This is a genomic window from Janthinobacterium sp. SUN118, from assembly GCF_030397695.1.
Taxonomy (GTDB): Bacteria; Pseudomonadota; Gammaproteobacteria; order Burkholderiales; family Burkholderiaceae_D; genus Janthinobacterium.
Genome location: NZ_JAPUBV010000007.1, coordinates 179,045 through 203,384, shown reverse-complemented (window position 1 = coordinate 203,384; position 24,340 = coordinate 179,045). Strand labels below are relative to the sequence as shown.

20 protein-coding genes are annotated in these 24,340 nt (G+C 60.7%); 11 read left to right on the top strand and 9 right to left on the bottom strand.

The window, feature by feature from the left end:
• Nucleotides 1-26: 26 nt before the first annotated feature.
• The 4 genes from dnaN (at nt 27) to O0880_RS27755 (ending at nt 5,624) form a co-directional block, all read left to right on the top strand.
• Nucleotides 27-1,133, top strand: coding sequence for a DNA polymerase III subunit beta (gene dnaN, locus O0880_RS27770; protein ID WP_034754341.1), 1,107 nt, complete (start codon nt 27-29; stop codon nt 1,131-1,133).
• A gap of 153 nt (nt 1,134-1,286) precedes the next feature.
• A complete protein-coding gene (gene gyrB / locus O0880_RS27765) occupies nt 1,287-3,785 on the top strand; it encodes a DNA topoisomerase (ATP-hydrolyzing) subunit B (RefSeq protein ID WP_289889658.1) in 2,499 nt (832 codons plus the stop codon).
• Nucleotides 3,786-3,949: 164 nt separating this feature from the next.
• On the top strand, nt 3,950-4,387 hold the full coding sequence (locus O0880_RS27760) for a very short patch repair endonuclease (RefSeq protein WP_289889657.1): 438 nt from the start codon (nt 3,950-3,952) through the stop codon (nt 4,385-4,387).
• Between the two features lie 76 nt (nt 4,388-4,463).
• Entirely contained in the window at nt 4,464-5,624 is a 1,161-nt protein-coding gene (locus tag O0880_RS27755) for a phospholipase D family protein (protein ID WP_289889656.1), read from the top strand.
• Nucleotides 5,625-5,777: 153 nt separating this feature from the next.
• Here the strand turns inward: O0880_RS27755 and O0880_RS27750 are convergent, their stop codons facing one another.
• From O0880_RS27750 to O0880_RS27740, 3 genes are all read right to left on the bottom strand, one after another.
• Entirely contained in the window at nt 5,778-7,097 is a 1,320-nt protein-coding gene (locus tag O0880_RS27750; protein WP_289889655.1) for a DNA cytosine methyltransferase, read from the bottom strand.
• Nucleotides 7,072-8,340, bottom strand: a complete 1,269-nt coding sequence (locus tag O0880_RS27745; RefSeq protein ID WP_289889654.1) for a DNA cytosine methyltransferase — start codon at nt 8,338-8,340, stop codon at nt 7,072-7,074. The genes O0880_RS27750 and O0880_RS27745 overlap by 26 nt, the downstream gene beginning before the upstream one ends.
• A 451-nt stretch (nt 8,341-8,791) precedes the next feature.
• Nucleotides 8,792-9,370, bottom strand: coding sequence for a Fic family protein (locus O0880_RS27740; RefSeq protein WP_289889653.1), 579 nt, complete (start codon nt 9,368-9,370; stop codon nt 8,792-8,794).
• 688 nt (nt 9,371-10,058) lie between these two features.
• Between O0880_RS27740 and O0880_RS27735 the strand changes: the two genes are divergently transcribed.
• Nucleotides 10,059-11,120 (top strand): GGDEF domain-containing protein, encoded by a 1,062-nt coding sequence (locus tag O0880_RS27735; protein WP_289889652.1) that lies wholly within the window; start codon nt 10,059-10,061, stop codon nt 11,118-11,120.
• Here the strand turns inward: O0880_RS27735 and O0880_RS27730 are convergent.
• Nucleotides 11,117-11,476, bottom strand: a complete 360-nt coding sequence (locus O0880_RS27730; RefSeq protein WP_289889651.1) for a hypothetical protein — start codon at nt 11,474-11,476, stop codon at nt 11,117-11,119. The two genes, O0880_RS27735 and O0880_RS27730, sit on opposite strands and share 4 nt — an antisense overlap.
• 124 nt (nt 11,477-11,600) lie before the next feature.
• On the opposite strand from O0880_RS27730, the gene O0880_RS27725 reads away from it, so the two are divergent.
• A complete protein-coding gene (locus O0880_RS27725) occupies nt 11,601-12,611 on the top strand; it encodes a hypothetical protein (protein WP_289889650.1) in 1,011 nt (336 codons plus the stop codon).
• A gap of 172 nt (nt 12,612-12,783) precedes the next feature.
• Nucleotides 12,784-13,935, top strand: coding sequence for an AI-2E family transporter (locus tag O0880_RS27720; RefSeq protein ID WP_289889649.1), 1,152 nt, complete (start codon nt 12,784-12,786; stop codon nt 13,933-13,935).
• A 129-nt stretch (nt 13,936-14,064) separates the two neighbouring features.
• Here O0880_RS27720 and O0880_RS27715 read toward each other — a convergent pair whose 3' ends face one another.
• From O0880_RS27715 to O0880_RS27705, 3 genes are all read right to left on the bottom strand, one after another.
• Entirely contained in the window at nt 14,065-15,801 is a 1,737-nt protein-coding gene (locus O0880_RS27715; RefSeq protein WP_071326141.1) for a methyl-accepting chemotaxis protein, read from the bottom strand.
• A gap of 349 nt (nt 15,802-16,150) precedes the next feature.
• Nucleotides 16,151-17,764, bottom strand: a complete 1,614-nt coding sequence (locus O0880_RS27710; RefSeq protein ID WP_289889647.1) for a hypothetical protein — start codon at nt 17,762-17,764, stop codon at nt 16,151-16,153.
• 40 nt (nt 17,765-17,804) lie between these two features.
• Complete coding sequence (locus O0880_RS27705) at nt 17,805-18,719, bottom strand: DMT family transporter (protein WP_071326139.1); 915 nt, start codon at nt 18,717-18,719, stop codon at nt 17,805-17,807.
• A gap of 103 nt (nt 18,720-18,822) precedes the next feature.
• Between O0880_RS27705 and O0880_RS27700 the strand changes: the two genes are divergently transcribed.
• The 3 genes from O0880_RS27700 to O0880_RS27690 all read left to right on the top strand — a co-directional run bounded on the left by O0880_RS27700 (nt 18,823) and on the right by O0880_RS27690 (nt 20,900).
• Complete coding sequence (locus tag O0880_RS27700) at nt 18,823-19,611, top strand: helix-turn-helix transcriptional regulator (protein ID WP_289889645.1); 789 nt, start codon at nt 18,823-18,825, stop codon at nt 19,609-19,611.
• 118 nt (nt 19,612-19,729) lie between these two features.
• Nucleotides 19,730-20,329 (top strand): MarC family protein, encoded by a 600-nt coding sequence (locus O0880_RS27695; RefSeq protein WP_071326137.1) that lies wholly within the window; start codon nt 19,730-19,732, stop codon nt 20,327-20,329.
• A gap of 31 nt (nt 20,330-20,360) precedes the next feature.
• The gene (locus O0880_RS27690; protein ID WP_289889644.1) at nt 20,361-20,900 is read left to right on the top strand and encodes a DinB family protein; all 540 of its coding nucleotides are present in this window, start codon (nt 20,361-20,363) and stop codon (nt 20,898-20,900) included.
• Here O0880_RS27690 and O0880_RS27685 read toward each other — a convergent pair.
• Both O0880_RS27685 and O0880_RS27680 read right to left on the bottom strand, forming a co-directional pair.
• Nucleotides 20,871-22,064, bottom strand: a complete 1,194-nt coding sequence (locus O0880_RS27685; RefSeq protein WP_289889643.1) for an MFS transporter — start codon at nt 22,062-22,064, stop codon at nt 20,871-20,873. The genes O0880_RS27690 and O0880_RS27685 overlap by 30 nt on opposite strands.
• Nucleotides 22,061-23,257 carry a serine hydrolase domain-containing protein gene (locus O0880_RS27680; protein ID WP_289889642.1) on the bottom strand — a complete coding sequence of 399 codons (1,197 nt, stop codon included), beginning with the start codon at nt 23,255-23,257 and terminating at the stop codon, nt 22,061-22,063. The genes O0880_RS27685 and O0880_RS27680 overlap by 4 nt, the downstream gene beginning before the upstream one ends.
• Nucleotides 23,258-23,368: 111 nt before the next feature.
• On the opposite strand from O0880_RS27680, the gene O0880_RS27675 reads away from it, so the two are divergent.
• Nucleotides 23,369-24,259 carry a LysR family transcriptional regulator gene (locus tag O0880_RS27675; protein ID WP_289889641.1) on the top strand — a complete coding sequence of 297 codons (891 nt, stop codon included), beginning with the start codon at nt 23,369-23,371 and terminating at the stop codon, nt 24,257-24,259.
• Nucleotides 24,260-24,340 lie beyond the last annotated feature (81 nt).

Below are 24,340 nucleotides of genomic sequence, written 5' to 3'. Positions count from 1 at the left end.
GTTCAACCTATACATTGAGGATAAATATGCAATTGGTCAAAACCACCCGAGATACCCTTCTCCGGCCACTGCAGATCGTGAGCGGTATTGTCGAGCGTCGGCACACTATGCCGATTCTGGCCAATATCCTCATCCGCAAAGACGGTGAAAATGTCTCCTTCCTGTCGACCGACACCGAAGTACAGATCACCACGCACGCGGAAATCGGCTCCGGCGCGGACGTCACGGGCACCACCGTGGCCGCGCGCAAGCTGCTCGACATCTTGCGCGCGCTGCCCGAATCGGGCGACGTCACGATGACCCTGCTCAACAAGCGCCTGACCGTGCAGACGGGCAAGTCGCGTTTCGCGCTGCAAACCCTGGCGGCGGAAGAGTTTCCTACCGTGCAACAAGCGGAAAGCTACAACGCCTCCGTCACCCTGCCCCAGAAAACGCTGAAACACCTGTTCAACATGGTGCATTTCTCGATGGCGCAGCAAGACATCCGCTATTACCTGAACGGCTTGCTGCTGGTTCTGGATGGCAATAATGTCATCGCCGTGGCCACCGACGGCCACCGCCTGGCGTTTTGCCAGGTCGCCACCGAGCAGACGTTTGCACGCCAGGAAGTCATCATCCCGCGCAAGACCATCATCGAACTGCAGCGCTTGCTGGAAGAGAACGATGAGCCGGTGCAACTGGATATCGCCGCCAACCAGGTGAAACTGACCTTTGCCGACATCGAGCTGATCTCGAAGCTGGTGGAAGGCAAGTTCCCCGACTACACGCGCGTGATTCCTAAAGGCTACAAAAACGACTTCACGATCGGCCGCGATGAACTGCTGCGCTCGCTGCAACGCGCCGCCATCATGACCAGCGACAAGTTCAAGGGCGTGCGCTGCATCATCACCCCGGGCAGCATGAAGATCAGCTCGACCAATGCGGACCAGGAAGAAGCCGTCGAAGAGCTGGAAATCGACTACGGCGGCGATTCCGTCGACATCGGCTTCAACGTGACCTATCTGCTGGACGTGCTGAACAACCTGAAGTGCGAATATGTCAACATCGCGCTGGGCGACTCGAACTCGTCCGCCCTGATCTCCATCCCGGACAATGCCGACTTCAAGTATGTCGTCATGCCGATGCGCATCTAAAGACCACAGCAGTGACGTAGGTCGGATTAGCGCAGCGTAATCCGACATGCTGAATCGCCGTCTGTCGGGTTACGCCGTTCCGGCTAACCCGACCTACGGTCATCAGCCAGCAGCCCCGAATCAATCAGCAATCGTTATTTGAGAAAGCAGTCCATGTCCGAGAATCCACAAGACACCCCGATCCAGGCCAAAACGGAAGAATACGGCGCCGCCTCCATCCAGATCCTGGAAGGCCTGGAAGCCGTACGCAAACGCCCGGGCATGTACATTGGCGACACCTCGGACGGCACCGGCTTGCACCATCTGGTATTCGAAGTGCTGGACAACTCGATCGATGAATCGCTGGCCGGCCACTGCACGGAAATCCACGTCACCATCCACAGCGACAATTCGATCTCGATCACCGACAATGGCCGCGGCGTGCCGACCGGCCTGAAAATGGACGACAAGCACGATCCGAAGCGTTCGGCGGCGGAAATCGTCATGACCGAATTGCACGCGGGCGGCAAGTTCGACCAGAACTCGTACAAAGTATCGGGCGGTTTGCACGGCGTCGGTGTGTCCTGCGTCAATGGCCTGTCGAAATTGCTGAAGCTGACCATCCGCCGCGACGGCAAAGTGCATCACATGGAATTCGTGCGCGGCGTGCCGCAAGACCGCCAGATCGTCATGGTCGGCGACATCGCGACGTCGCCGATCAAGGTCATCGGCGAAACGGACAAGCGCGGCACCGACGTGCATTTCTGGGCCGACGAAGAAATCTTCACGCACGTGGAATTCCACTACGAAATCCTGGCCAAGCGCATCCGCGAACTGTCCTTCCTGAACAATGGCGTCAACATCAAGCTGTCGGACCAGCGCACGGGCAAGGAAGAAATCTTCGCCTTCGAAGGCGGCACGCGCGGTTTCGTCGAGTACATCAACAAGGCCAAGTCGGTCTTGCACCCGACCATTTTCCAGGCCACGGGCGAGCGCATGTCGGACCAGGGCACGAACATCTCGGTCGACGTGTCGATGCAGTGGAACGATGCCTACAACGAACAGGTGCTGTGCTTTACGAATAACATCCCGCAACGCGACGGCGGCACCCACCTGACGGGCTTGCGCGCGGCCATGACGCGCGTGATCAACAAATACATCGATGAACACGAGTTCGCCAAGAAGGCGAAAGTGGAAATCAGCGGCGACGACATGCGCGAAGGCCTGACCTGCGTGCTGTCCGTGAAAGTGCCGGAACCGAAATTCTCGTCGCAGACGAAAGACAAGCTGGTGTCCTCGGAAGTGCGCGGCCCGGTCGAAGAGATCGTCGCCAAGACCCTGGCCGATTACCTGCAAGAAAAACCGAACGATGCCAAGATCATTTGCGGCAAGATCGTCGAAGCGGCGCGCGCGCGCGAAGCGGCCCGCAAGGCCCGCGACCTGACCCGCCGCAAGGGCATCATGGACGGCCTGGGCCTGTCGGCCAAGCTGGCCGACTGCCAGGAAAAAGACCCCGCCCTGTGCGAACTGTACATCGTCGAGGGTGACTCGGCAGGTGGCTCGGCAAAACAGGGGCGCGACCGCAAGTTCCAGGCCATCCTGCCGCTGCGCGGCAAGGTCCTGAACGTGGAAAAAGCCCGTTTCGAGAAAATGCTGTCGTCGGAGCAGATCACCACCCTGATCGCCACCCTGGGCACCTCGATCGGTCCGGACGAATTCAACGTCGAGAAATTGCGCTACCACCGCATCATCATCATGACCGATGCGGACGTCGACGGCGCCCACATCCGCACCCTGCTGCTGACCCTGTTCTACCGCCAGATGCCGCAACTGGTCGAACGCGGCCACATCTACATCGCGCAACCGCCGCTGTACAAGGTGAAGGCCGGCCGCGACGAGCGCTATCTGAAAGATGATGCCGAGGAAGCAAGCTACATGATGACGGTGGCCCTGAACACGGCCGTGCTGGTGCCAAAGGAAGGCGCGGACGGCATTTCCGGCGAAACCCTGGCCGAACTGGTGCGCAAGTTCAACCTGTCGAACACCATCATGACGCGTTTGACGCGCGTCATCGACCGTGCCGCCCTGACGGCCATCATGACGGGCGTGCAGCTGGACCTGTCGACCCTGGACCTGGCGGAAGCATCGGCGCTGGCCCTGCAAACGGCCATCAATGACAGCGCCGTGCAAGTGCGCGTGCGCTCCGACGACCTGTCGGAAAAACACATGCTGCGCATCGAGCGCATGCATCACGGCAACGTGAAAGTCAGCGCCATCGACGCCGAATTCGTGCAAGGCCCCGACTACGCCGTGCTGAGCAACGGCGCCGCCACCTTCGAAGGCTTGATCGGCGAAGGCGCCTTCGTGCGCCGCGGCGAAGGCGAGCGCGTCAAGGAAATCGCCGTCGTCGACTTCCACCAGGCCATGCAATGGCTGCGCGACGAAGCCGAACGCACGGTCTCGAAACAGCGCTACAAGGGTCTGGGCGAGATGAATCCGGACCAGCTGTGGGAAACCACGATGGACCCCACCGTGCGCCGCCTGCTGAAGGTACAGATCGAAGACGCCATTGCGGCAGATCAAATCTTCACGACCTTGATGGGCGACGACGTGGAACCGCGCAGAGCGTTTATTGAAAATAATGCGCTGCGGGCGGGGAATATTGACGTTTAAGCCAACTGTAGCGGGAGCCATGACTTGATGTTTTGCAAAGCATCCATTGAGGCATTTATTGTTGAATGCACCTTGATAGTTCGGCTTTCCACAATTAGACGGGCTAGCACAGATACTGATTGACGGTAACGTCCCAAATAGTGCGTCCCGCCCCAGAGGTTTAAATGGGTCTCCACACTCCTGCCAAGCCACATCGGTGGCCAGGTACTTCGGATCAAGTAAGCGCTCGAATGGCGAGGGTGCGGGTAAAGGGTACGGAGCCAGAACAACGTCTTAGCCGGTTCCTTATCGGCCAAGGTTTCGAGTTTTCCGCAAACGTTTCATCTCTTCCCGGAAGTCCAGATGTCGTATTTGCGAATCAAAAAGTTGTTGTCTTTGTGCACGGATGCTTCTGGCATGGCCATGCCGGATGCCGGCGCGCGACAATTCCGCAGAATAACCGTGAGAAATGGGTTGCAAAGATTCAAGCCAACGTCAGGCGAGACCGTAGGGTAAGCAGAGCACTTCGTAATGCGGGATGGAGCGTGCTGATAATTTGGGAATGTCAACGATCTGAGAGGGACTTACATAAGTTCCTTCGAAGACTACTCAGGAAGATGTAATTGCTAGGCAACGGTTCGAGCGTGCGCTTGGACCAATGCGTCAAAAATATGTGCAAGTCAAACTTAGGAGGAACGGATGTTTATCGCCCAACCGACGTATGGTTTTGGTCACCTCATTTGTGATGAGATGTTCTCCGAGCAATCTGGCCACCTCCGATGGCACACCGTAGAGTTTGCTGTTGCATGGGCCAACTACTCCGGTATGAATAGATTATTTGACTCCATGCAGACGTTCCTCTCTAAAGGTGGTCGTATACGTGTGACGGTTGGCCTTGACTTTGGGAGTACAACCTACGAGGGTTTAGGACGTCTCTTGGAGCTGGAGCATGATGACAACATCATTACACACGTGTTCTTTGACGAAAATCAAGCGCGCACCTTCCATCCAAAAGTGTTCCTCTTCAGCAACGATGAGGAAGCATACTTACTGGTCGGCTCCAACAATATGACGAGTGGGGGATTAGAAACAAACATCGAGGCTGCGCTGGGTTTCTCGGGCGCTTTACGCGATAAGACAATTTCGGATGCCCATCATGCATTGGTTGCTTGGCGTGATGAAGGAAGAGATTCAAGGATTCGACGGTTGACACGAGAACTTCGTGAGCAGCTTCGGGACCGTCGGTATGTCCTAACAGAAGAGGAAATCCGTACTCGTCGCAGGTCCGAGGACGGGCTTAGGGGAAAGGCGGAGTTACCGCTCTTTGGGATGAGCCCAATACATCCGCTGAGAGCCGAGCAACGGACAAATGGGTACGTAGAACGTGTTGGACGTACAACTGGTTCCGCTCTCGGGGAAGTGCTGCTCATGCGTTTGAGACCGCGTCGCGATGGAAAGCAGGTCCAAATCTCCATGAAGGTTCTTGCGGCCCCGTTTATGAACGGCGTCAAGGAAGTCGTTTCGGTCGATGGCATTATGCAAGAAATCGGCTTCAACATGACGAATGGGGTTCGGAACACTGCGCGATTCGAAGCCCCGGAGATGAAGGACATGCAAAATCCTGTCGCTCGATTTCAATGGGTGAATGCTGGCCCCCCTGAGGGCGAACAAACTAGAGTCTTGCAGTTCGAGATTTTCGATGCGGAGAATGACGAAGAGGGCCTCACCATCCTCAGAAAGCTTGAGGAAGGAATTGCGACTCCCCCCTTGACCAATCTAGAGGAATTGAGTAAAGAGGAGACCGTCCTCTCGAAGTCAAATCGGGCCATTGCCCAGTGGTATCGGCTGGACTCAGCTTGAGGGGAGACGAATTGTCTTGCTGACGGTTTGAAAGTTGAATGCCCAGGCTTTCAGTGATTTCACTATCGTCGGATTCACCTGGCGTGTCAGAACAGATGGGCGGTCTGCTCTGACTTCAGGCGGTCTCAGCTTAGGCTGAATTCGACCACGCTTTCATGGCGCCTTTTTCGTCACTGATGAGGCGGCAACCATCATTCTGCAAATTTTCTCAATCAAGTATGGAGGCACCGACTCCCCGATAACTTCGGCTATTTTGGCGGTGCTAATATTCTTGCCGTTGATTTGGAATGCGTACTCGTAGCGATTAATAGTCTGAAGCACCATTGCTTCGTAGACCGAGAGAACGCGATTTTGCTCTGGGTGAATTTTGTTGTCGGAAGCCTCGTAGATGAAGTTCTGTGTAAGCGTACGGGCTGGCTCATCCCACTTCATTCGTCGATAGGCGGAGTGAAAGCCACGCATCAGCCTCGCTTTGCCCGCTTCTACTACGTGAGGGCGGGGAAGAAGGTGCCCACACTCGTGGCAATGGATGGGAATCTCTTTTGACGAGACCCACTTTCCGTTAACTTGTACGTCTCTGTGGCCAGGGTTGGTTGTACTTCCACAGTCGACGTTGATACACTGGTTATTAAACGCAGTATTGCCCTCTTTGGTGTGTTTAACCCAGTGATATTTCAAGTCCGTCATCACCGAGACATAGTGATACGGGTGGAACCAGCCTGCCTCGTTATGCCCAGCCTTAGCATCGAGTGGAGGAGCGGACCCGATGGCGTCTCTGAGCGTTACGAGCGATTCTTTCATGTCGGGCGAGAAGAAGCTTCCGCCGTTACTCTCGTAGAACTTCTTGCCGATAACATCCCGGGTAAAGATTGTTATTAGTCGCTTGCGACGCTGAGGCACTCCAAAGTCGTCGCAGGCGATGACTTGGGCGCCCCCCATGTAGTCCGGACCGAGGCACCTTCGTACGTAGGAGATGATGTTTTCCGACCGATCGCCATTGGTGCGAATCTCGGTCGCTTCCATTCCAGGAACGTTCTCGAGCAGAAGCCACCGAGGCCTCAAAGCAACTGCAACATCTATCGCGGGAATTACGAGCCGGTTACGCTGGTCCTCGTGATTGCGTCGGCCAGAAGCCACTTCAGACTTGAGCTTACCCATCCCATTGCTTGACATACCTTGACAAGGTGGCGTCGCATACAGGAGGAAGAGCTCCTCTGCACCCAATTGAGTGCGAGTCCGCTCGATGAATTCGTTCTTCTTTTCGGAGATGTCGCCTTCGAGCATCTCGTGGGCGAAGTTGGCCCTGTAAAGCGCCGCGCGCGCAGGAAGTAATTCGTTTGCGAGAACGATGTCTAATCCGGCAGCTTCAATACCAAGTTCGCCAATGCCAGCAGACGAAAAAAGGCTTGCCGCTTTTAAGCGCGATGTGCAGTGTTTGACAGACATATCAATATTCGCCGATTCCTTGTGCATCCAGCAACCGCTCGATGATGGGAGCAAACGCCTCCCCGAAAAGAGGGGGAACAGCGTTGCCAATCTGGGAAGCAATATCGGTCTTGCTCCCAGCGAAAAGAAACGAATCGTCGAAGGACTGGAGCCGAGCGGCTTCTCTAGGGGTGATTGCTCTGTCGTCGATTGGATGAATACACTTGCTTGATGCTGGCGAGGTGAACTTGACCGTGATAGTCGTGGATGGCTCATCCGATGCCAGGCGCGAGTAGCATGAACTATAACCGCTGCTGACAAGCCCCTTCGGCAGCGCGTGAATGCTCGAGCCAGCGTGCTTAATGACCTCGAGCATCTTCGTGTTATGAGATGCGGCTTGGTGAAGCGTAAGGACGGAGCTATTGTCTCGGCGTCGAGCCGCTTGGTAGCTGTTTAGTGCGACCGTCCGGTACGAGGTACATGACTCCCCAGACTTCAGGGTTGGTAGGTCAGAGATGGCGTCCCAAACGGTTACGGGTGGGAGCCCTGAATTTTGGTTGACCACGTACCGGTCTTTCATTCTCGTCCCGATAACTTTTCCTGCAAACCGATGCGTCGGCACAGGAAACTCCGGCAAGACTCGGGCTCCAAGACTTTTCCGAACACCGAGAAGAAAAAAGCGCTCGCGCTTCTGGGGGATTCCAAAGTTGGCGGCGTTCAAGATTCTCCACTCGACCTCGTAGCCGGCGCGCTGAAATCCAGCGAGCATTTCGGCGACCAGTATCCCTTCGCCCGCAGTCAGCATTCCAACCACGTTCTCCAAGAGGAAGACACGCGGCCTCAGCCTATGTACGTACTTCACGAATTCCATGTAGAGGGAGTTCCTAGGGTCATCAAGGCCAGCCCCGCGACTTGGGCGTAGCGAGGAGAAACCTTGGCATGGTGGGCCACCGACGATGACATCGATGGTGCCCACTCCTGAAAGCGCGAGCATCTCCTCCGGCAGAATAGTTTCTATTCGCGCGCACCTTATTTTCGCATTGGGATGATTAAGGGCTGCCGTTCGCGCAGCCGCTTGGTCAGCATCAATTCCGCCAACCGTTCTCAATCGTTGAGAGGCAGTTTCAAGTCCGTACGACAACGCACCTGTGCCACAGAACAGGTCAAGCATGTTGTACGTCGACTTCACTAGTGAACTCGGCACTCCTGTGGGCTGTTCGCTAGTGGACGAAGGAGAGGCAGCCCGCACTAAAGCAGTCGTATCTGTGGAGCTTTCGTTGAGTTTCATCATGTTTGTATCAGCTGTGCAGTGAGGCGTCGGCGGCGCCCTCAGATTCGTGTTCCGGGAAGAGCCCATGCTCCTCGCAATACCCCAGAACCAAGTGCTCGACCATGTTCGCCATACTTCGGTGTTCTCGGCGAGCCGCCGCCTGCAAGGCCGCCTTGAGCTTGGGGGAGACCCGGAGGTTCAACGTCTGACTCTTCTGCTTTACATCAGTCATGCTGGCTCGACATACTGAGTTTGCGATGCCTTTCATTATACATTGCATAGACAGATGCGTTACATTTACTTCGCACCGATGCATCGGGGACGGGGTCACAGGGACAGGGTCAGCTCCGCCATTACGACAGGATCTCAGCCATGCCGATATCCAAGCCTCTGCGCAATCTCAGCGCCAATGCATCATCGCGCAGCATGTCGCTGGGGTTCCAGAGTTTCTGGACAATATCGTTGTTGTTCATTAGCTTGTTTCCTGATTCAAAATATTGATGTAAGCACCGTAGGCATACACGCGGTTGCGTTTTTGGCCGGTCACTTCCTGCACCATGCCCAGCGTACCTGCCATGGCATCGAGTGCCTTGCCCACCGTCGCGGCGGTCAAGCCGGTGGTCTTGCTCAGGGTGACAATATTCAAAATGAGGTGCGCAAACAGCGCATCGAAGATTTTCCTGGTCGACCCCGCCAAGCGACCCAGTTCCGCCAGCCGTGCATTGTCTTGCGCCAGCAACTGCGCCAGCGCCTGGGCCGTGCTGACGGCCTGATTGGCGGTGGCGGCGATGGCATCGGCAAAGAACAGCAGCCATGCTTCGCAGTTGCCGCTGATGCGTACCTGTTGCAGCAAGCTGTAGCAGGTTTCACGATGCTGTTTGAAAAACACGGAAAGATACAGCAGCGGTTCCTGCAAAATACGGGCTTCCACCAGTATCATCGGTATCAGTATGCGGCCGAGGCGGCCATTACCAACCAGGAAGGGATGGATGGTTTCAAATTGCACATGCGAAAGTGCCACCTTAATGATGGCGACAGTCGGCTGCGGCACGTCGTTGATGAGTTTTCCAGTGCCGTCCAGCAGTCAGCGGGCTGGTTGGCAGGCGGCGGCACGAACGTTGCCTCGTCGGCGCGATGGCCGCCGATCCACACCTGATTGCGACGAAATTCGTCAGGACTGCGCTGTATGCCCCTGCCCAACGTCATCAGCGCTTGATGCACTTCCGTCAGCAATCGAAAACTGATGGGCTGCCCTTGCCGTATCCGTTCTCCGTGAGTCCACGTTGCATAGATTCGCTGAAGTTAACATGAATGGAAGCCTTATTTTAACTTGGGGTGAAAAATGAAATAACGAGATCCTTATTTTATGTTGAAGCTATCAAGCCGCCTGCGGCAGCAGCACTTCCCCAAAGGTTTGCAACACTTGTTCCAACTTGCCGCCCAACATCGTGTCAAGACGCCGACGATGCTGGCGGCGATATCCTGATTGGTCTTGCTGCGCCAGACGGTTTGCAGCACGGCCTCGATATAGCTATGTTAATCGAGCAATAAGCACCCTTCCTTCATACTGTGGCGGCGGCAGGACAGTGTCAGCCGTTTTCCTCGCCACTCTCCCCACTGCACCCAAGAAACCAGTACACTAGTTCCTGAGCGCAACTAATTTGCGCGCGCACCATGTCGCCTGCCGTTGCCGGGAGGCGCCCCTGCCGCAAGGCTTGTTGTCTGCCAGGACGAATGCAATGTGGACTACGCGCAGCCTGTCGCCTGCCTTCTATTACCTGTTCTTTTCAGGAGAACGGGAGCAACAGCAACGCTTTTTCAGGGAACTGCATTTCATTTCGATAGCCATCCTGACCTTTGGCCTGGCTTGCTGGATCGTCACCTTCAGCGTCACGCAGCACCGCGCTTCGCTCGATTATGCGAACGCGGCGCTGGCCGGAACGGGCATGCTGATCGGCCTGGTACTGACCAGATATGCGAAGTCGCTGCAAGCCATCATCGTCAGCGGCACCATCAGCGTGCTGTTCATCAGTTTCGGCTTTCGCGTGCTGATGCTGGGCACGGAAGACCCCGCCTTCTGGGTGCTGCCGCTGGGCGTGATGATCACTTTGACGACGGCGCCCATCTTCAGCGGCATCGCGTATTACCTGGGCGTATCGCTGTGCGTGTGGGCCATGCTGGGATTGGGGCAGTTTCCCGTGCATGCGGGCCAGGCTGACCAGCATTGGCCCGTGCTGGCCGTCACCATCAGCGTGATCATCGGCCTGGCGCTGAATATCTATTTTCTCGTCTTGCGCATCCACAACTACCGGTCCCAGCGCGAACTGGCGACGATGGCCTACAAGGATGGCTTGACCGGGCTCAACAACCGCCGCATGTTTACGCAAAGCGCACGCGTGCTGCAGCATACGGCGCGCACGCCCGCGTACTTCCTGATGATCGACATCGACGACTTCAAGCAGATCAACGATGTGTACGGCCACGACGTGGGCGATGAAGTGCTGAAAAAGATCGCCGGCGTGATCGCGGAACTGTCCGGCGAGCACTTGTGCGGCCGCCTCGGCGGCGAGGAGTTCGCCGTCATTTACCAGGGGGAAAAGAATGCGGCCTGCGCCTTTGCCGCGCAACTGGTCGACAGCGTCGAGGCGGCTTTCGTACCCGAGCGCAAGGTGTCCGTGAGCATCGGCGTCGCCGAGCTGCTCAAGGAAGTCGACTTGTCGCACAGCTACCGGCGCGCCGACGAATCGCTGTACCTGGCCAAGAAGAATGGCAAGAACCGCTACGTGCTAAACGCTGCCTAGGCGCCGCCGTCCGGCGTGGCATCGAGCAGCGCCAGCAAGGCTTGCGGCGAAATCTTCCATGGATCGCGCCGCTCTGGATCGACCTCATACCAGCTGTCCTGGGCGCCGATCTTGAGGATGGTCAAAGGAATCGCCTTGGCCTCAAAGAATGCCAGCATGCGGCGGATCAAGCGGCTGAGCTTCACGTGCTCGTCCGTATACAAAGGACAGGTATAGAAACAACCAGTCTCCCCCATGCGCAACATCCTGGCCGTGCTGATGCGCGACCGGCCCACGAGCTTGTGCAGAAATTCGCTAACGTCGGCAACATCGTCATCGGGGACGGGAATACTGCAAGAGATGGTGATCTGGGCCATGGCAACGCGGGACGGTGATTCAATAGCCAAGCTTAGCAGAAAGCATTTCATTCCTGAAATGCTAAGATCGCGCCGCGCGCATGCCGGCATACGGACCAGCATGGCGACTCGACAAGGACCGCCATTGAACGCCCCCGTAAACACCATCATTACCCTGCTGTCGCTGTGCGCCGCCCTGGGCTCGCCTGCGCTGGCGCACACGCAGGCGGCCGAGGATGCCGCCTTCGTGGCCGCCACCGTGCCCGTGCCATCGCCGCCGCTGCCGCTGAACGCGCATCCCGAGATCCGCGCCGACGTCTTCAAACTGCTCGGCTATGCGCGTGGCAACTATACGCAGGGCGATACCCTGATCGCGCTGCAGGTGCTCGACAGCATGCGTTCCTTGCATGATATCCAGCGCACCATGCTGCCCGACGGGCGTTCGGTGCTGGCATCCATCAATCCCGGCGCGCTCGGCGCGCAGCGCGCCGCCATGCTGTTCGACCCGCAACGCAAGCTGTTGGCGCTGGGCTTGGTCAACGGGCATTGCCAGGCCGATACCGGCAATGCGGCGCCCGCCTGCCTGCCATCCACGCATGCCGTGCTGACGCTGTTCGTGCCGCCGGGTGCGGAGGATGAGATGGCCGCACCGCTGCTGGTGTGGGCACGGCAGCTGCCGCCCATGCTGGCCCAAGCCCAAGCCGCAGGGGAGCCACGGCAAATGATTGCTGCGGTGGAATACATCACCACGCGCCCCGGCCAGCCCGGCTGGGAGCCACGCGACGTGCCGCCCGGCTTTCCCGCCAGCCTGCTGCATTTGCTGCTGCCAGCCGCCGAGTTCAACAGCAGCTCCAGCGGCGGCAAGATCGTCGCCCCGGCAAGCCTGACCGGTTTGCCCATGCGCACGCTCACGGAGGCTGCCGCAGCCGGCGACGAGCCCATGCCCGACGCCGACATCACCGTGCGCAGCTATGCCGATTTCCACTGGGTGCTCAACACCTACGCCAGGCTGGCCAAGGGCGCGCACGTGCAGGGCCATGACGAAAAAGTGGTGTTCAGCGGCAACGATGCCAGCGGCCGCTACACGGTGACCCTGCGCGAACCGGACAAGGAGAACGGCGTCTACATCACCGTGGCCAGCTGGCGCGGAAAATAGGCCGGCGGCGGGTACGGACAGGGGAAAGCATTGCCATCGCGCACAGGAACATGGCATTTTGGCATTTTGCGGTATGATTTCCCACCGTGCGGCGCTGCCCGATCCCTGCCCTGCCCACCTCCCCCATCAAGCAAAGCCACGCTTGAGTAGCATTCTGTCTGAAGGAACTCCTATGTTCGGTTTTAACTTGCGCGTCGCCAAGATGGTGTGGACGGCCTTCCTCATCCTCCTCTTGCTGTTCATCACCTACCAGGTGTCGTCGACCCTGATCGTGGTGGTGTTTGCGATTTTCTTCAGCTACCTCGTGTATCCGCTGATCGAGTTGCTGGAGCGCTACGGACCGAAGCGCTTGCCGCGCACGGCCGCCATCGGCATCGTCTTCCTCGTGGTGGTATTGCTGGTGGCCATTTTGGGCTCGATTTTCGGCGCCCGCATCGAGGAAGAAGCCACCAAGCTCAGCGCACAATTGCCAACTCTGCTCAAAGGCAATAACTTTGCCGAACGCATCCCGCTGCCCGAGTTCATGGAACCGTTGCGCGCCCGCATTTTGTCCTTCATGCAGGAGCAGCTGAGCAGCGGTACGGGGCAAGCGATGCCGCTGGCGAAGGAAATCAGCCTGGGCGTGATGCACGCGGCCAGCAACCTGATCTACCTGGTGCTGGTGCCCGTGCTGAGCTTTTTGCTGATCAAGGAAGGTCCGGACATGCGCGATGGCTTGCTCTCGCTGCTGAACCGCCCGAACAAGAAACTGTGGGGCGCCATCATCGACGACCTCGATGTGCTGCTGTCGCGCTATGTGCGCGCCCTGCTGCTGCTGTCGATCGCCACCTTCGTGTCCTACAGCATCGCCTTTTCGCTGATGGGCGTGCCATACGGCCTGTTGCTGGCCGGCGCCGCTGCCTTGCTGGAATTCATCCCGTTTGCCGGCCCGCTGGCGGCCGCCATCATCGCCGTCGTCGTGGCCGGTTTCAGCGGCTTCGAGCACGTGTTCTGGCTGATCGGCTTTATCGCCGCCTACCGCCTGTTCCAGGATTACGTGGTCAACCCGTATCTGATGAGCGAAGGCGTGGAAGTGAGCCCGCTGATGGTGATCGTCGGCTTGCTGGCCGGCGACCAGCTCGGCGGCGTGGTGGGCATCTTCCTGTCCGTGCCCGTGATGGCGGCCATCAAGATCGTCTTCGTGCGCGCCCGGGCGGCCTTGCAGGCGCGCCACGATGCCTTCGAGAAAGCCGAACAGGCGGCGGAAGAAGCGCGCGCCCAGGCCCTGGCCGAGGCGGCGCTCTTGCAGGAACAGGGCAGCAAGGTCACCTTGGAACAACAATGATTTAAAGTCAACAATACCTAACAAACCGTGGCGGGCGGCAGCAAGTCGTGGCCGAGAAGCGCACGGTGCCAGAGCACAGTACGCATCGCAGGCCGCAAGTTGCGACGCGCAGCAGGTTTTTAGGTGTTGTTAAAACTCTTCCCATTCGCCGCTGCTATCCGCGGCGGGCTTGGCGGGACGCGGTTTTGCAGCAGCGACAGGTGCTGCCGCGGCGCGGGCCGTCGCCAGGCGCAGGGCCGGGCGCGGTGCGGCCGGGCTGGCCGCGGCCGCCACGGCCGGCTTGCGCAAGGCGGGTTTGGCCGCGGCCGGACCGCTGTGCGCGGCGTCCAGCGTGAAGATGCTGACCATCTCGGCCAGCGCGGCCGCCTGCTCCTGCATCGATTCCGATGCGGCCGCCGCTTCCTCCACCAGCGCCGCATTCTGCTGCGTCACAGTATCCATCTCTGCCACGGCCTGGTTGATCTGGCCGATGCCCAGTTCCTGTTCGCGGCCGGCGGCGCTGATTTCGCCCATGATGTCCGTCACGCGGCGGATGCTGGAGACGATCTCGTCCATCGTCGTGCCCGTCTGACTGACCAGCTCGCTACCGGCGCCCACATTCTGCACCGACGCTTCGATCAGCATCTTGATGTCCTTGGCCGCGCTGGCCGAACGGTGCGCCAGGTTGCGCACTTCCGTGGCGACGACGGCAAAGCCACGCCCCTGCTCGCCGGCGCGCGCCGCTTCCACGGCCGCGTTCAAGGCCAGGATGTTGGTCTGGAAGGCGATGCCGTCGATGACGCCGATGATGTCGGCAATCTTTTTCGACGATTCGCTGATGGAACCCATGGTGTCGACCACTTGCGCCACCAGCGCGCCGCCCTTCACGGCCACCTCGGAGGCGGAGACGGCCAGCTGGTTCGCCTGGCGCGCATTGTCCGAGTTCTGCTTGACGGTCGACGTCAGCTCTTCCAGCGAGGACGCCGTTTCTTCCAGGCTCGAAGCCTGCTGTTCCGTGCGGCTCGACAGGTCCAGGTTGCCCGAAGCGATTTCATTGCTGGCCGTGGCGATGGCGCCGCTGCCGTCGCGCACGCCGCGCACGGTAGTCGACAGGCGTTCCTGCATCTGTTTCAAGCCCGTCAGCAAGGCGCCCATCTCGTCGTGGCGCGCGATAACGATGTCATTGGCCAGGTTGCCGTCGGAAATGGCGCCGAAGTGGCGCAAGGCCTGGTCCAGCGGGCCGAAGATGGCGCGCAGCAAGAGAATGCTGGAAATGACGATCAGCAAGCCGCCCACCACGATGCCGATGATGGCCATCGTCACTTGCGTATGGTAGCTGGCCTGGCTGTCGGCGTACATCTTGGCAGCCGAGCTTGCTTGGTATTGCGTCAAGGTTTCGGCCGCCTGATCCAGGCTACGGTACAGGGGCGACAAGCCCGTCATCATCAGGCTGTCCGCCTGCGCGATATTGCCCTCGCGCAAAGCCTTGCCCATTGCCAGCACGCCATTGTTGATATAGTCGCTGCGCTTCTTGTCCATGTCGTCGGACAGGCGCTTCTCTTCCGTGCTTTGCGGCAAGCCCAGATACAGTTTCCAGGCCTTGTTCGACGCTTCCAGGAATTGTTCGGAACGGGCCAGGGTATCCTTGGCGTCGGCGGCATCGGGATGCACCATCACGCGGTCCATCGTGAAACGGGCGCGGCCCAGGGAAATCTGCGATTCGCCGATGGCCTGCGTCGATGCCAGCTGGTTGCTGTACACCTCGTTGAGGCTATTGTTGGCCGATTTCAGCCCGATCATGCTCATGGCGCCCAGTACGGCGATCAGCAGGCCCAGCACACTCATGGTGGCAATCAGGCGCATCTTTATTGTTATGTTCGACAACATGCTCTTCCTCGGTAAGGGCGCAACCATCCACACGCTTGCCAACGATGATCGCGGCAAACGCCAGATAGGCGGGTCAGGTGAATTGTTCAGGACAGGTCGATACGGCGTGTGCGGCAGCAGGGGGAAAGGCGGCCAGCGCATATCGTCAGGAGTGCAATACAGAGCAACAGGGTTGAGGTTTTCTGTATTTTTAATTTCCTGACTGCAAGATACAGAAAAAGATTACCAGTAGCAATATCCAGTATGGATTTTCACGCTTTGTAACAAGGAGATGATGTTTTTTGCGCAGAACTGGCGTTCCGGCGACGCATGAGGTCGCGCCGGCATGCCATTTATGTTAGTCAACAAGTTAATACATGGTTTCTTCGATGAGCTGGCCATCGTCGCGGAAATATTGCTGCCGCCCCGTTTTCTTGCCCATGTTGTAACTGCCTATCTGCTTCGGCTTGCCGTTCTGGAAATTCTCGATGCTGACGCCGTGCAACACGCCCTGCTTCCAGTGGCGGTGAAATTGCGGCGATTCGCCGTCCGCATAAAACAGGGTTTCCGCGCCATCGCGCTTGCCGTCGGTAAACGTGCCCTGGTAACGCCGCTTGCCGTCCGGATAAAAACTTTCCATCGGGCCGTCGAGCACCCCCAGGCGATAATGTTCGACCAGCTGCAGCCGGCCATCGGCCGCGTATTGCTCCAGCTTGCCGTCCGGTTCGCCATCGTGCATGGTCAGCACTTGCCAGCCGCCATCCGGCGTCGCCTGCTTCCATGGCCCCTGTTTCACGTCATCGACGTAATTGCCGCCACCGCCAGGTTGGAGCCACTGGCCCTGCTTCTTGCCATTCACATAGTTGCCCTGCCAGTGCACCACCGCGCCGATGCGGCGCTCGCTGGGGCCGTCCAGCCTGTCCCTGGCAAAGGTATCGAAGCCCTGGTAATTGCCCTTGCCCTCGTCTCGCCACTCGGCCACGCCTTCGCTCACTTGCCAGCGCCCCGTGCGCTGGCCGTTGAGCATCTGGCCCGTCGTGGTTTCCTCGCCGCTTTCATACGTCCACTGGCCTTGCGCCTTGTCGTCGACAAAGGCGCCAGACGAACGGATGGTGAGCGGCTCCTCGTAGTGCCACTGCCCCGTGCGCTTACCCTGCGCATATTGTCCACGCGCAAACACGCTGCCCGTGCAGCAATTCACCTCGTATTCGATGAATAGTCCATCCTGGCTGGCGGCAAAACGCTGGGGCTGCGTTTCCCAGCTGATCCACCTGACGTGATAACTGGGCGCGCGGCCCCCTTCCCACCCCTTGCCCAGCAGATAGGTGACCGTGAGGAAATGGCCCGCCTTTTCCTGAAACGTTTTTTTATAGGCAAACGCGGGCGCTGCCGTCGGCTTGCCGGGCAATAACTCGCCATCGATATTGAAATAGCCGACCAGCTTGCCATGGCCATGCTCGATGGCGTCGAATTCGGCCACGCCCGCGGGCGCATACGCAATGCTGTAATCGATCAGCTGCAGCGATGCCAGCGCGGCGCGCAGCCGCGCCTCGTCCATGGACCTGGCCCCGCGCACGATGGCGTCCAGGGTCGGCTGCAGGGCGGCAACCTTGAACATCCTGCCGCCGCTGCGCTCGTAGCGGTAGGCATGCAAGCCATAGGCACGGTTACCGGCGCTGCGGCTGAGGACGAAGGTGGTTTCGCCTTCGCTGTCGAGGTCCAGCTGGAACACGGCTTCGATGCTGGCCTGGCCGTACTTGTCCAGGTTCATGCGTTTTTCGCTGTCGCCATTGCACTGGCAGTAGTAACCGTTAACCTCGCCATTTTCGCGCAGGAACGCCAGCACCACGCCACCGTCGCGGCGCTCGACAACACTGGCGGTGGCCATGGGCTGGCCTGCATAAAACCGCGCCGCCTGGACCGGCGCCAGGGCGCTCAGCGCCAGCAGCGCCGCCATCGTGCTCATCAATACTGTTTGCCGCATGCCAGCTCCGCTACCGAAAACCGCCATTATGCATGGCCATTCAGGCAAGGCCCGACACCCGAGCACGCCGGCCGAACAGGGGCCGCTGCACCGTTTGCGCCAGCAGCACGCCCAGCAGCGAGATGCCGCCGCCGACCAGGTGGTAAATACGCATGCTTTCATGCAACCAGACGATCGCCAGCAGCGCCGTCAGGATCGGCAGCAGGTTGACATAGATGCTGCAGCGGTTCGGCCCCAGCAGTTTGACGCCCTCGATCCACAGGTAGGACAGGACGATGGAGGAACCGATGCCCGCATAGCCGATCAGGGGCAGGGTGGTGGCGTCGAGCCTGGCGCTGCCCGCTGGCAACAGCAGGAAAAACGGCAGCATGCAGGCCAGGGCCGCCAGCGCCTGGCAATAAATGGCTTGCCAGGCGGGAACCGATAAGCGCCAGCGGCGCAGCAGCACGCCGTACAGGGCAAAGATCAGGCAAGCGAGCAGCATCAAGGCGTCGCCCGCATGCACGCCCTCGTGCAGCAGGGCCAGCACGTCGCCGCGCCCCACCAGGTACAGCAAGCCGCCGAACGACAGCACGCCGCCGGCCGCCATGCCCAGGGTCAATCGCTCGCCCAGCAGCAACACGCTGAGGATGGCCGTCATCAGGGGCGCCAGTGCCGTGACGATGGCCATGTTGGTGGCCGTCGTCGATTCGGCGGCGCGGTAGGACAGGCTCTGGAACAGCGCCATCGACATCAGGCCGCACAGCGCCAGCTGCCACCACTGGCGCCGCAGCGCCGCACGGTTGCGCCACAGGGGACGGGCAATAAACGGCGTCATCACGAGCAGCACCAGCACCAGGCGGTAAAAGGTGATGGCCGTGGGGGCGATGCTGGACGCGGCCAGCTTGGACACGACGACGTTGCCGGCCCACAGCAGCATGGCCAGGAAGGGATACAGATAGGCGCGCACAGGCATGCGAGGCTCCATAAATAATTGCGGGTATTCATCATGCCGCAGGCGCGCCGCGCCTTCTCGCGCTAATATGTCTGCACCTATCGTAAAACTGACGCTCATAGACATGGAATGTAGCTCGCCCGCCTTTCAGGAATTGCTGCCCGTCACCGCGCGCGCCATGGCGCTGGCCGTCGACTATGCGCATGGCCACGTCATTTCCGTGCACCGCCACACGCATGCACAGTTGCTGTACGCCATAGAAGGCGTGATGACCATCGAGACGCAGGGCGGGCGCTGGGTGGTGCCGCCCACGCGCGGCGTCTGGCTGCAGCCGGGCGTCGCGCACCAGGTGCGCATGAGCGGCGACGTCAAGATGCGCACGGTGTTTGTCGACTGCGCCAACTCGCCGCTGCTGCCGCGCCACAGTTGCGTGCTCGACATCAGTCCCCTGCTGCGCCAGCTGGTCGTGGCGGCCGTCGATATCGCGCCCGATTTCACGGAAGGCAGCCGCGACTGGCATTTGCTGCAATTGCTGCTGCATGAACTCGACAGCCTGCCCGTGCTGCCCCTGTATCTGCCGTTACCCGTGGATGCGCGCCTGCGCGGCATCTGCGCGCGGCTGATGGCCGCGCCCGGCGAGCAGGTGACGGTGGCCGCCTGGGCACAGGACCTGGCCATTACCGAGCGCAGCCTGCACCGCCTGTTCCAGAAACAGACGGGCATGCGCTTTGGCCAGTGGCGCCAGCAAGCACGGCTGCTGCGCGCGCTGGAACAGCTGGCGCGCGGCGGCAAGGTGATCGACGTGGCCATGGACAACGGCTACACGAGCCAGAGCGCGTTTACGGCCATGTTCAGGAAGCATTTCGGCACCACGCCAACGGCGTTTTACCAGGCAAAGGCAAGCGCGGCGTAAATAAATGCTGCTATGCATCAATAATCATGGGCGATTGCCGACAGGCTTGTTATCATCGCAAGCCTTAATGAAACCGCGCCCATCCTGGCAGCGGTTTTGACCCTTTTCAGCCATCACCATGACACAGAATTTCTTCCAGACATTTATCCTGCTCTTGCTCGTCACCGATCCGTTCGGCAATGTTTCCCTGTTCGTCAACGCCCTGAAACGGGTGCCCGTCGAGCGGCGCTGGAAAGTCGTGGTGCGCGAATGCATGATCGCCTTCGGCATCTTGCTGCTGTTCATGTTCTTCGGCCGCCATTTCCTGAACGCCTTGCAATTGTCGGAAGTGGCGCTGCGCATCGGCGGCGGCGTGATCCTGTTCCTGATCGCCATGCGCATGGTGTTTCCACAACCGAGCGCCGGCAATAGCGACCACGAGATGGGCGGCGAACCGTTCATCGTGCCGCTGGCCATCCCCGCGCTGGCCGGCCCGTCCGCGCTGGCCACCGTGCTGCTGTTTTCCTCGCATGAAATGAACGAAGTCATCGCCCACGTGGCGGGTCTGACGGCCGTGGCCGTCGTCTGGCTGGCCGTCTTCCTGTGCGCCGAACGCCTGCAGCGGGCGCTGGGTCCAAGAGTCATGACGGCGTTCGAGCGCCTGATGGGCTTGATCTTGACGGCGATGGCCATTGAAATGTTGCTCGCTGGCATACGCGCGTTCCTGAAATCCGTTTAAGCTTATTTTTCATCCACTTGAAGGAGTCGTCATGTCTCGTTGTGCCCACATTTGCCTGATGGCCGATTACAACCAGTGGATGAACGCCAAGGTCTACGCGACGGCGGCCGGCCTGCCGCCCGCAGAGCTGCAGCGCGAGCGGGGCGCTTATTTTGGTTCCCTGCTGGCGACCCTGAACCACGTGATGGTGGGCGACACCCTGTGGCTGCAGCGCTACGCGCAGCACCCGGCCGGCTTTCCCCTGCTCGATCCCATCCGCGCCATCACGCCGCCCAGCTCGCTGACGCAGCCGCTGTTCGCGGCCGACGATTTTGCCGCCATGCACGCGCACCGGCGATGGCTGGACCAGCTCATCGTCGACTGGGCCGCCTCCATCGCGGAAGCCGACCTCGACCATCTGCTCGATTACCGCAACAGCAAGGGACCGAACCGGCGCGAATTTTTCAGCCTGCTCATGCATTTCTTCAACCACCAGACGCATCACCGGGGCCAGGCCAGCACCCTGCTGTCGCAAGCGGGCGTGGACATCGGCGACACGGATTTACTGTTTCGCATCCCCAACCATATCTAGCTGCCGCACGGGCAAGCGATACAGCCACGCCTTGAGCGCGATCAATGCCAGCGCCAGCGCGCCGAGCAGCACGCCGCAGCCGAGCGCCGCCTGCAAGCCGTGGCGGGCGATGGCCACGCCGCCCGCCAGCGCCCCCAGCGTCACGCCCAGGTTGATGGCGGCGATATACACGCCGATGGCGAACGCGGGCGCCTCGCGCGCTTCGCTGCTCAGCCACACTTGCGTGACGATCAGGCCGCTCGTGTGCGCCGCGCCCCAGAACAGCAGCAACACCATCCAGGCGGGCCAGCCGGTGTCCGCGCCCGTATAACGGTACAGCAGGCAGTACGCCAGCCCCAGCAGCACGGGCTGCAGCAAGACCGTGCGCAGCACGTGCGTGCCCAGCTGGCGCCCCGCGCACAGATTGCCCGCCACGCCGCCGACGCCAAACACCACCAACGCCAGCCCCGTCTGGCGCGCCGTCAACAGCGCCACCTGTTGCAAATACGCGGCCGCATACGCATACACGGCAAACATGGCGGCAAACACCAGCACGGCGGCGGCAATCGTCAGCCATAGCGCAGGCTTGCGCAGCACGGCCAATTGACGGCCATACGCCAGCGGCGCTTCCCGCGGCGTCTCGGGCAAGAACAGGAGCACACCCAGCGCCGCCAGCGCATTGACGAGGGCGCAGGCGAGAAACGATGCCTCATAGCCATATTGCGCGGCGATCCAGGTGGTCAGCGGGATGCCCAGCACCATGCCCATGCTGGTGCCCGTGAACGCATGCGCGCCGGCCCGCGCCGATTGCTGCGGCGGATACAGGGCGGCGGCGGCCACCATGGCCAGCGAGAAATACACGGGGTGGAACAGGGCCGGCACCATGCGCAGCGCCAGCAGCAGCTCGAAACGCGGCGCATGCGCCGACGCCACGCTGGCCAACGCGAACACCAGCAGCGACACCACCAGCACGCGCTTGCGGCGCCAGCGCGTGGCCAGCAGGACGAGGAAGGGACCGCCCACGGCGATCACCAGCGCGAACAGGCTCACCAGCGCCCCCGCGCGCGCCGCCGTCACATCGAAACGCTGCATGATCATCGGCAAGATGCCGACGATGCCAAACTCGATGCAGTACACGCCAAACAGGCCCAGTGCGAGAAAGACGACGGGATGCGGGCGCGTCATCGCAACGCTCCAACGCCAGCGTCATTACCGCCATAAATGGCCTGGCACAGCGCATCGACAAACGGTCCCGCCATGCCTTCCAGTGCCGTGTTCGTGAACGCCACCACCGACAATTCACGGGCCGGGTCGACAAACCAGGAATGGCCATACGTGCCGCCCATGCGCCAGCTGCCCGCCGCTTCCGGCGTGGCGGCCAGGTGCGCATCGTTGAGCACCGTAAACCCCAGGCCGAAGCCGCGCCCGGGCCAGAACGGCAAGTCGAAACCGCCCGTCTGGCTTTCTCCCATCTGGCGCGCCAGCTCAGGCGGCAACAGCGGCGCGCCGCCCTGGCGCAAGGTTTCCAGCAGGCGCATGAAGTCGGGCGCCGACCCCACCATGCCGGCGCCGCCCGATGGATACGCGTGCGCGTCGCGGGCGCGCGCCGGCGACAGGGTAAAACCGGCCATGCCGTCGAGAAACGGCAAATGCTCTTCCCCCGCGTCCAGCAAGCGGCGCGGCTGCGTTTCTCCCGCCGCGCGGTCCGCATACGCCACGGCCAGGCGCGCCGGCTCCGTGGCATGGAAACCCGTGTCGCGCATGGCCAGCGGCGCCGTCACCAGCGTTGCCACCGCCTGCGCCAGCGGCATGCCGGCCGCCTGCTCGATCACGGCGCCCAGCACGTCGGTGGCGATCGAATACGCCCAGCGTTCGCCCGGCGCATATGCGAGCGGCAGCGTGGCCAGGCGGCGCAGGTTCTCCTCCAGTGAAATAGCGGACGCATCCATGCCATCCGAGACGCCCGCCCGCGCATACGCACCGCCCGGCGGCTGGAAGAAGCCATAGTCGAGCCCTGCCGTATGCGTGAGCAAGTGCCGCACGGTGATCGCCGCCACCATGCCATCCGGCTGGCGCGGCGCAAAATACGGCAGCCAGCGCACCACCCGGTCGTCCAGCCCCAGGCGATGCTGTCCCACCAGCGCCAGCGCGGCCGTCGAAACGATGGGCTTGCTGACGGACGCCAGGCGGAACAGCGCGTCCTCGCGCATGGGCGTGCCCGCCTCGCGGTCCAGCTGGCCGGCGGCGCGCCGATAGATTTCCTGGCCACGGTGGCGCACCAGCAGCACGGCGCCCACCAGGCGCTGCTGGCACAACACGGCATCCAGCAAGGGATCGATACGGGCGGACAGCGCCGCGCAAGAGAAGTCGGGAGTCATACGGCAGCCTTTCAAATGATCAGGCCTCCAGCGTAAGATGGCCTAGATAAAAGAAAAACAGGCTATAGTTTCTGTCTGAGCGGACTCTGACATCCGCAATCAAGGGTGAAAATGGATAATCTGGCGGGATTCACGGCCTTCGTGCAGGCGGCCGAAACGCGCAGTTTTGTGGCGGCGGGCCGCGTGCTCGGCATTTCCGCCTCGGCCATCGGCAAGAGCATCGCGCGGCTGGAAGAGCGCCTCGGCGTGCGCCTGTTTCACCGCAGCACGCGCAGCATCGCGCTGACCAGCGAAGGCACGGTATTTCTCGAACGCTGCCGGCGCATCCTGGGCGAGATCGAGGCAGCCGAGCAGGAATTGTCGAATAGCAAGAGTGCGCCCCGGGGCCGCCTGCGCGTCAGCCTGCCGCAGGTGGGCAGCCTGCTCAACCCCGTGCTGGCCGCGTTCGCGCGCGCCTATCCGCAGGTGGAACTAGACCTCGATTTCAGCGACCGCCGGGTCGATGTGATCGAGGAAGGCTATGACGCCGTCGTGCGCGCGGGCGAGAGCGCCGACAGCCGCCTGATGAGCCGCCAGCTGGGCCAGTTCCAGCTGCAACTGGTGGCCGCACCCGCCTATCTGGCGCAGCACGGCACGCCGGCCGTGCCCGCCGAGCTGGCCCGTCACACGTGCCTGCTGTACAAATTTCCCAGCAGCGGCAAGGTCGAGGCCTGGCCCCTGGCCGAATGGCCGGCCCTGCACGCGGCCGGCTTGCCGGTGCTGCTGAACTGCAACAATGTCGATACCCTGCTGCACTTTGCCGAAAGCGGCCTGGGCATCGCCGCCCTGCCCGACTTTGCCGTGCGCGCGGCACTCGGCGCGGGCCGCCTGCATGCCGTGCTGGACGCCCACCACCAGCACGACGGCGCCTTCCGCATCCTGTGGCCCAGCAGCCGCCACCTGACGCCAAAGCTGCGCGCCTTCATCGATTTCCTCGCCACCCGCGTGTTTCCAGACGCCTGACTGGCCGCCAGCCGGCGCGCTCGTTGTTTCCACACGACAACTTATTTCATTTGCTGCCAATTCTTTAATTTTTCGCTAACT

What these genes read in the sequence shown, in the direction of transcription:
- dnaN (WP_034754341.1), top strand. Translation starts at nt 27, where the DNA reads ATGCAATTGGTCAAAACCACCCGAGATACCCTTCTCCGGCCACTGCAG.
- gyrB (WP_289889658.1), top strand. Translation starts at nt 1,287, where the DNA reads ATGTCCGAGAATCCACAAGACACCCCGATCCAGGCCAAAACGGAAGAA.
- O0880_RS27760 (WP_289889657.1), top strand. Translation starts at nt 3,950, where the DNA reads ATGGGTCTCCACACTCCTGCCAAGCCACATCGGTGGCCAGGTACTTCG.
- O0880_RS27755 (WP_289889656.1), top strand. Translation starts at nt 4,464, where the DNA reads ATGTTTATCGCCCAACCGACGTATGGTTTTGGTCACCTCATTTGTGAT.
- O0880_RS27750 (WP_289889655.1), bottom strand. Translation starts at nt 7,097, where the DNA reads ATGCACAAGGAATCGGCGAATATTGATATGTCTGTCAAACACTGCACA.
- O0880_RS27745 (WP_289889654.1), bottom strand. Translation starts at nt 8,340, where the DNA reads ATGATGAAACTCAACGAAAGCTCCACAGATACGACTGCTTTAGTGCGG.
- O0880_RS27735 (WP_289889652.1), top strand. Translation starts at nt 10,059, where the DNA reads ATGTGGACTACGCGCAGCCTGTCGCCTGCCTTCTATTACCTGTTCTTT.
- O0880_RS27730 (WP_289889651.1), bottom strand. Translation starts at nt 11,476, where the DNA reads ATGGCCCAGATCACCATCTCTTGCAGTATTCCCGTCCCCGATGACGAT.
- O0880_RS27720 (WP_289889649.1), top strand. Translation starts at nt 12,784, where the DNA reads ATGTTCGGTTTTAACTTGCGCGTCGCCAAGATGGTGTGGACGGCCTTC.
- O0880_RS27715 (WP_071326141.1), bottom strand. Translation starts at nt 15,801, where the DNA reads ATGTTGTCGAACATAACAATAAAGATGCGCCTGATTGCCACCATGAGT.
- O0880_RS27710 (WP_289889647.1), bottom strand. Translation starts at nt 17,764, where the DNA reads ATGCGGCAAACAGTATTGATGAGCACGATGGCGGCGCTGCTGGCGCTG.
- O0880_RS27705 (WP_071326139.1), bottom strand. Translation starts at nt 18,719, where the DNA reads ATGCCTGTGCGCGCCTATCTGTATCCCTTCCTGGCCATGCTGCTGTGG.
- O0880_RS27700 (WP_289889645.1), top strand. Translation starts at nt 18,823, where the DNA reads ATGGAATGTAGCTCGCCCGCCTTTCAGGAATTGCTGCCCGTCACCGCG.
- O0880_RS27695 (WP_071326137.1), top strand. Translation starts at nt 19,730, where the DNA reads ATGACACAGAATTTCTTCCAGACATTTATCCTGCTCTTGCTCGTCACC.
- O0880_RS27690 (WP_289889644.1), top strand. Translation starts at nt 20,361, where the DNA reads ATGTCTCGTTGTGCCCACATTTGCCTGATGGCCGATTACAACCAGTGG.
- O0880_RS27685 (WP_289889643.1), bottom strand. Translation starts at nt 22,064, where the DNA reads ATGACGCGCCCGCATCCCGTCGTCTTTCTCGCACTGGGCCTGTTTGGC.
- O0880_RS27680 (WP_289889642.1), bottom strand. Translation starts at nt 23,257, where the DNA reads ATGACTCCCGACTTCTCTTGCGCGGCGCTGTCCGCCCGTATCGATCCC.
- O0880_RS27675 (WP_289889641.1), top strand. Translation starts at nt 23,369, where the DNA reads ATGGATAATCTGGCGGGATTCACGGCCTTCGTGCAGGCGGCCGAAACG.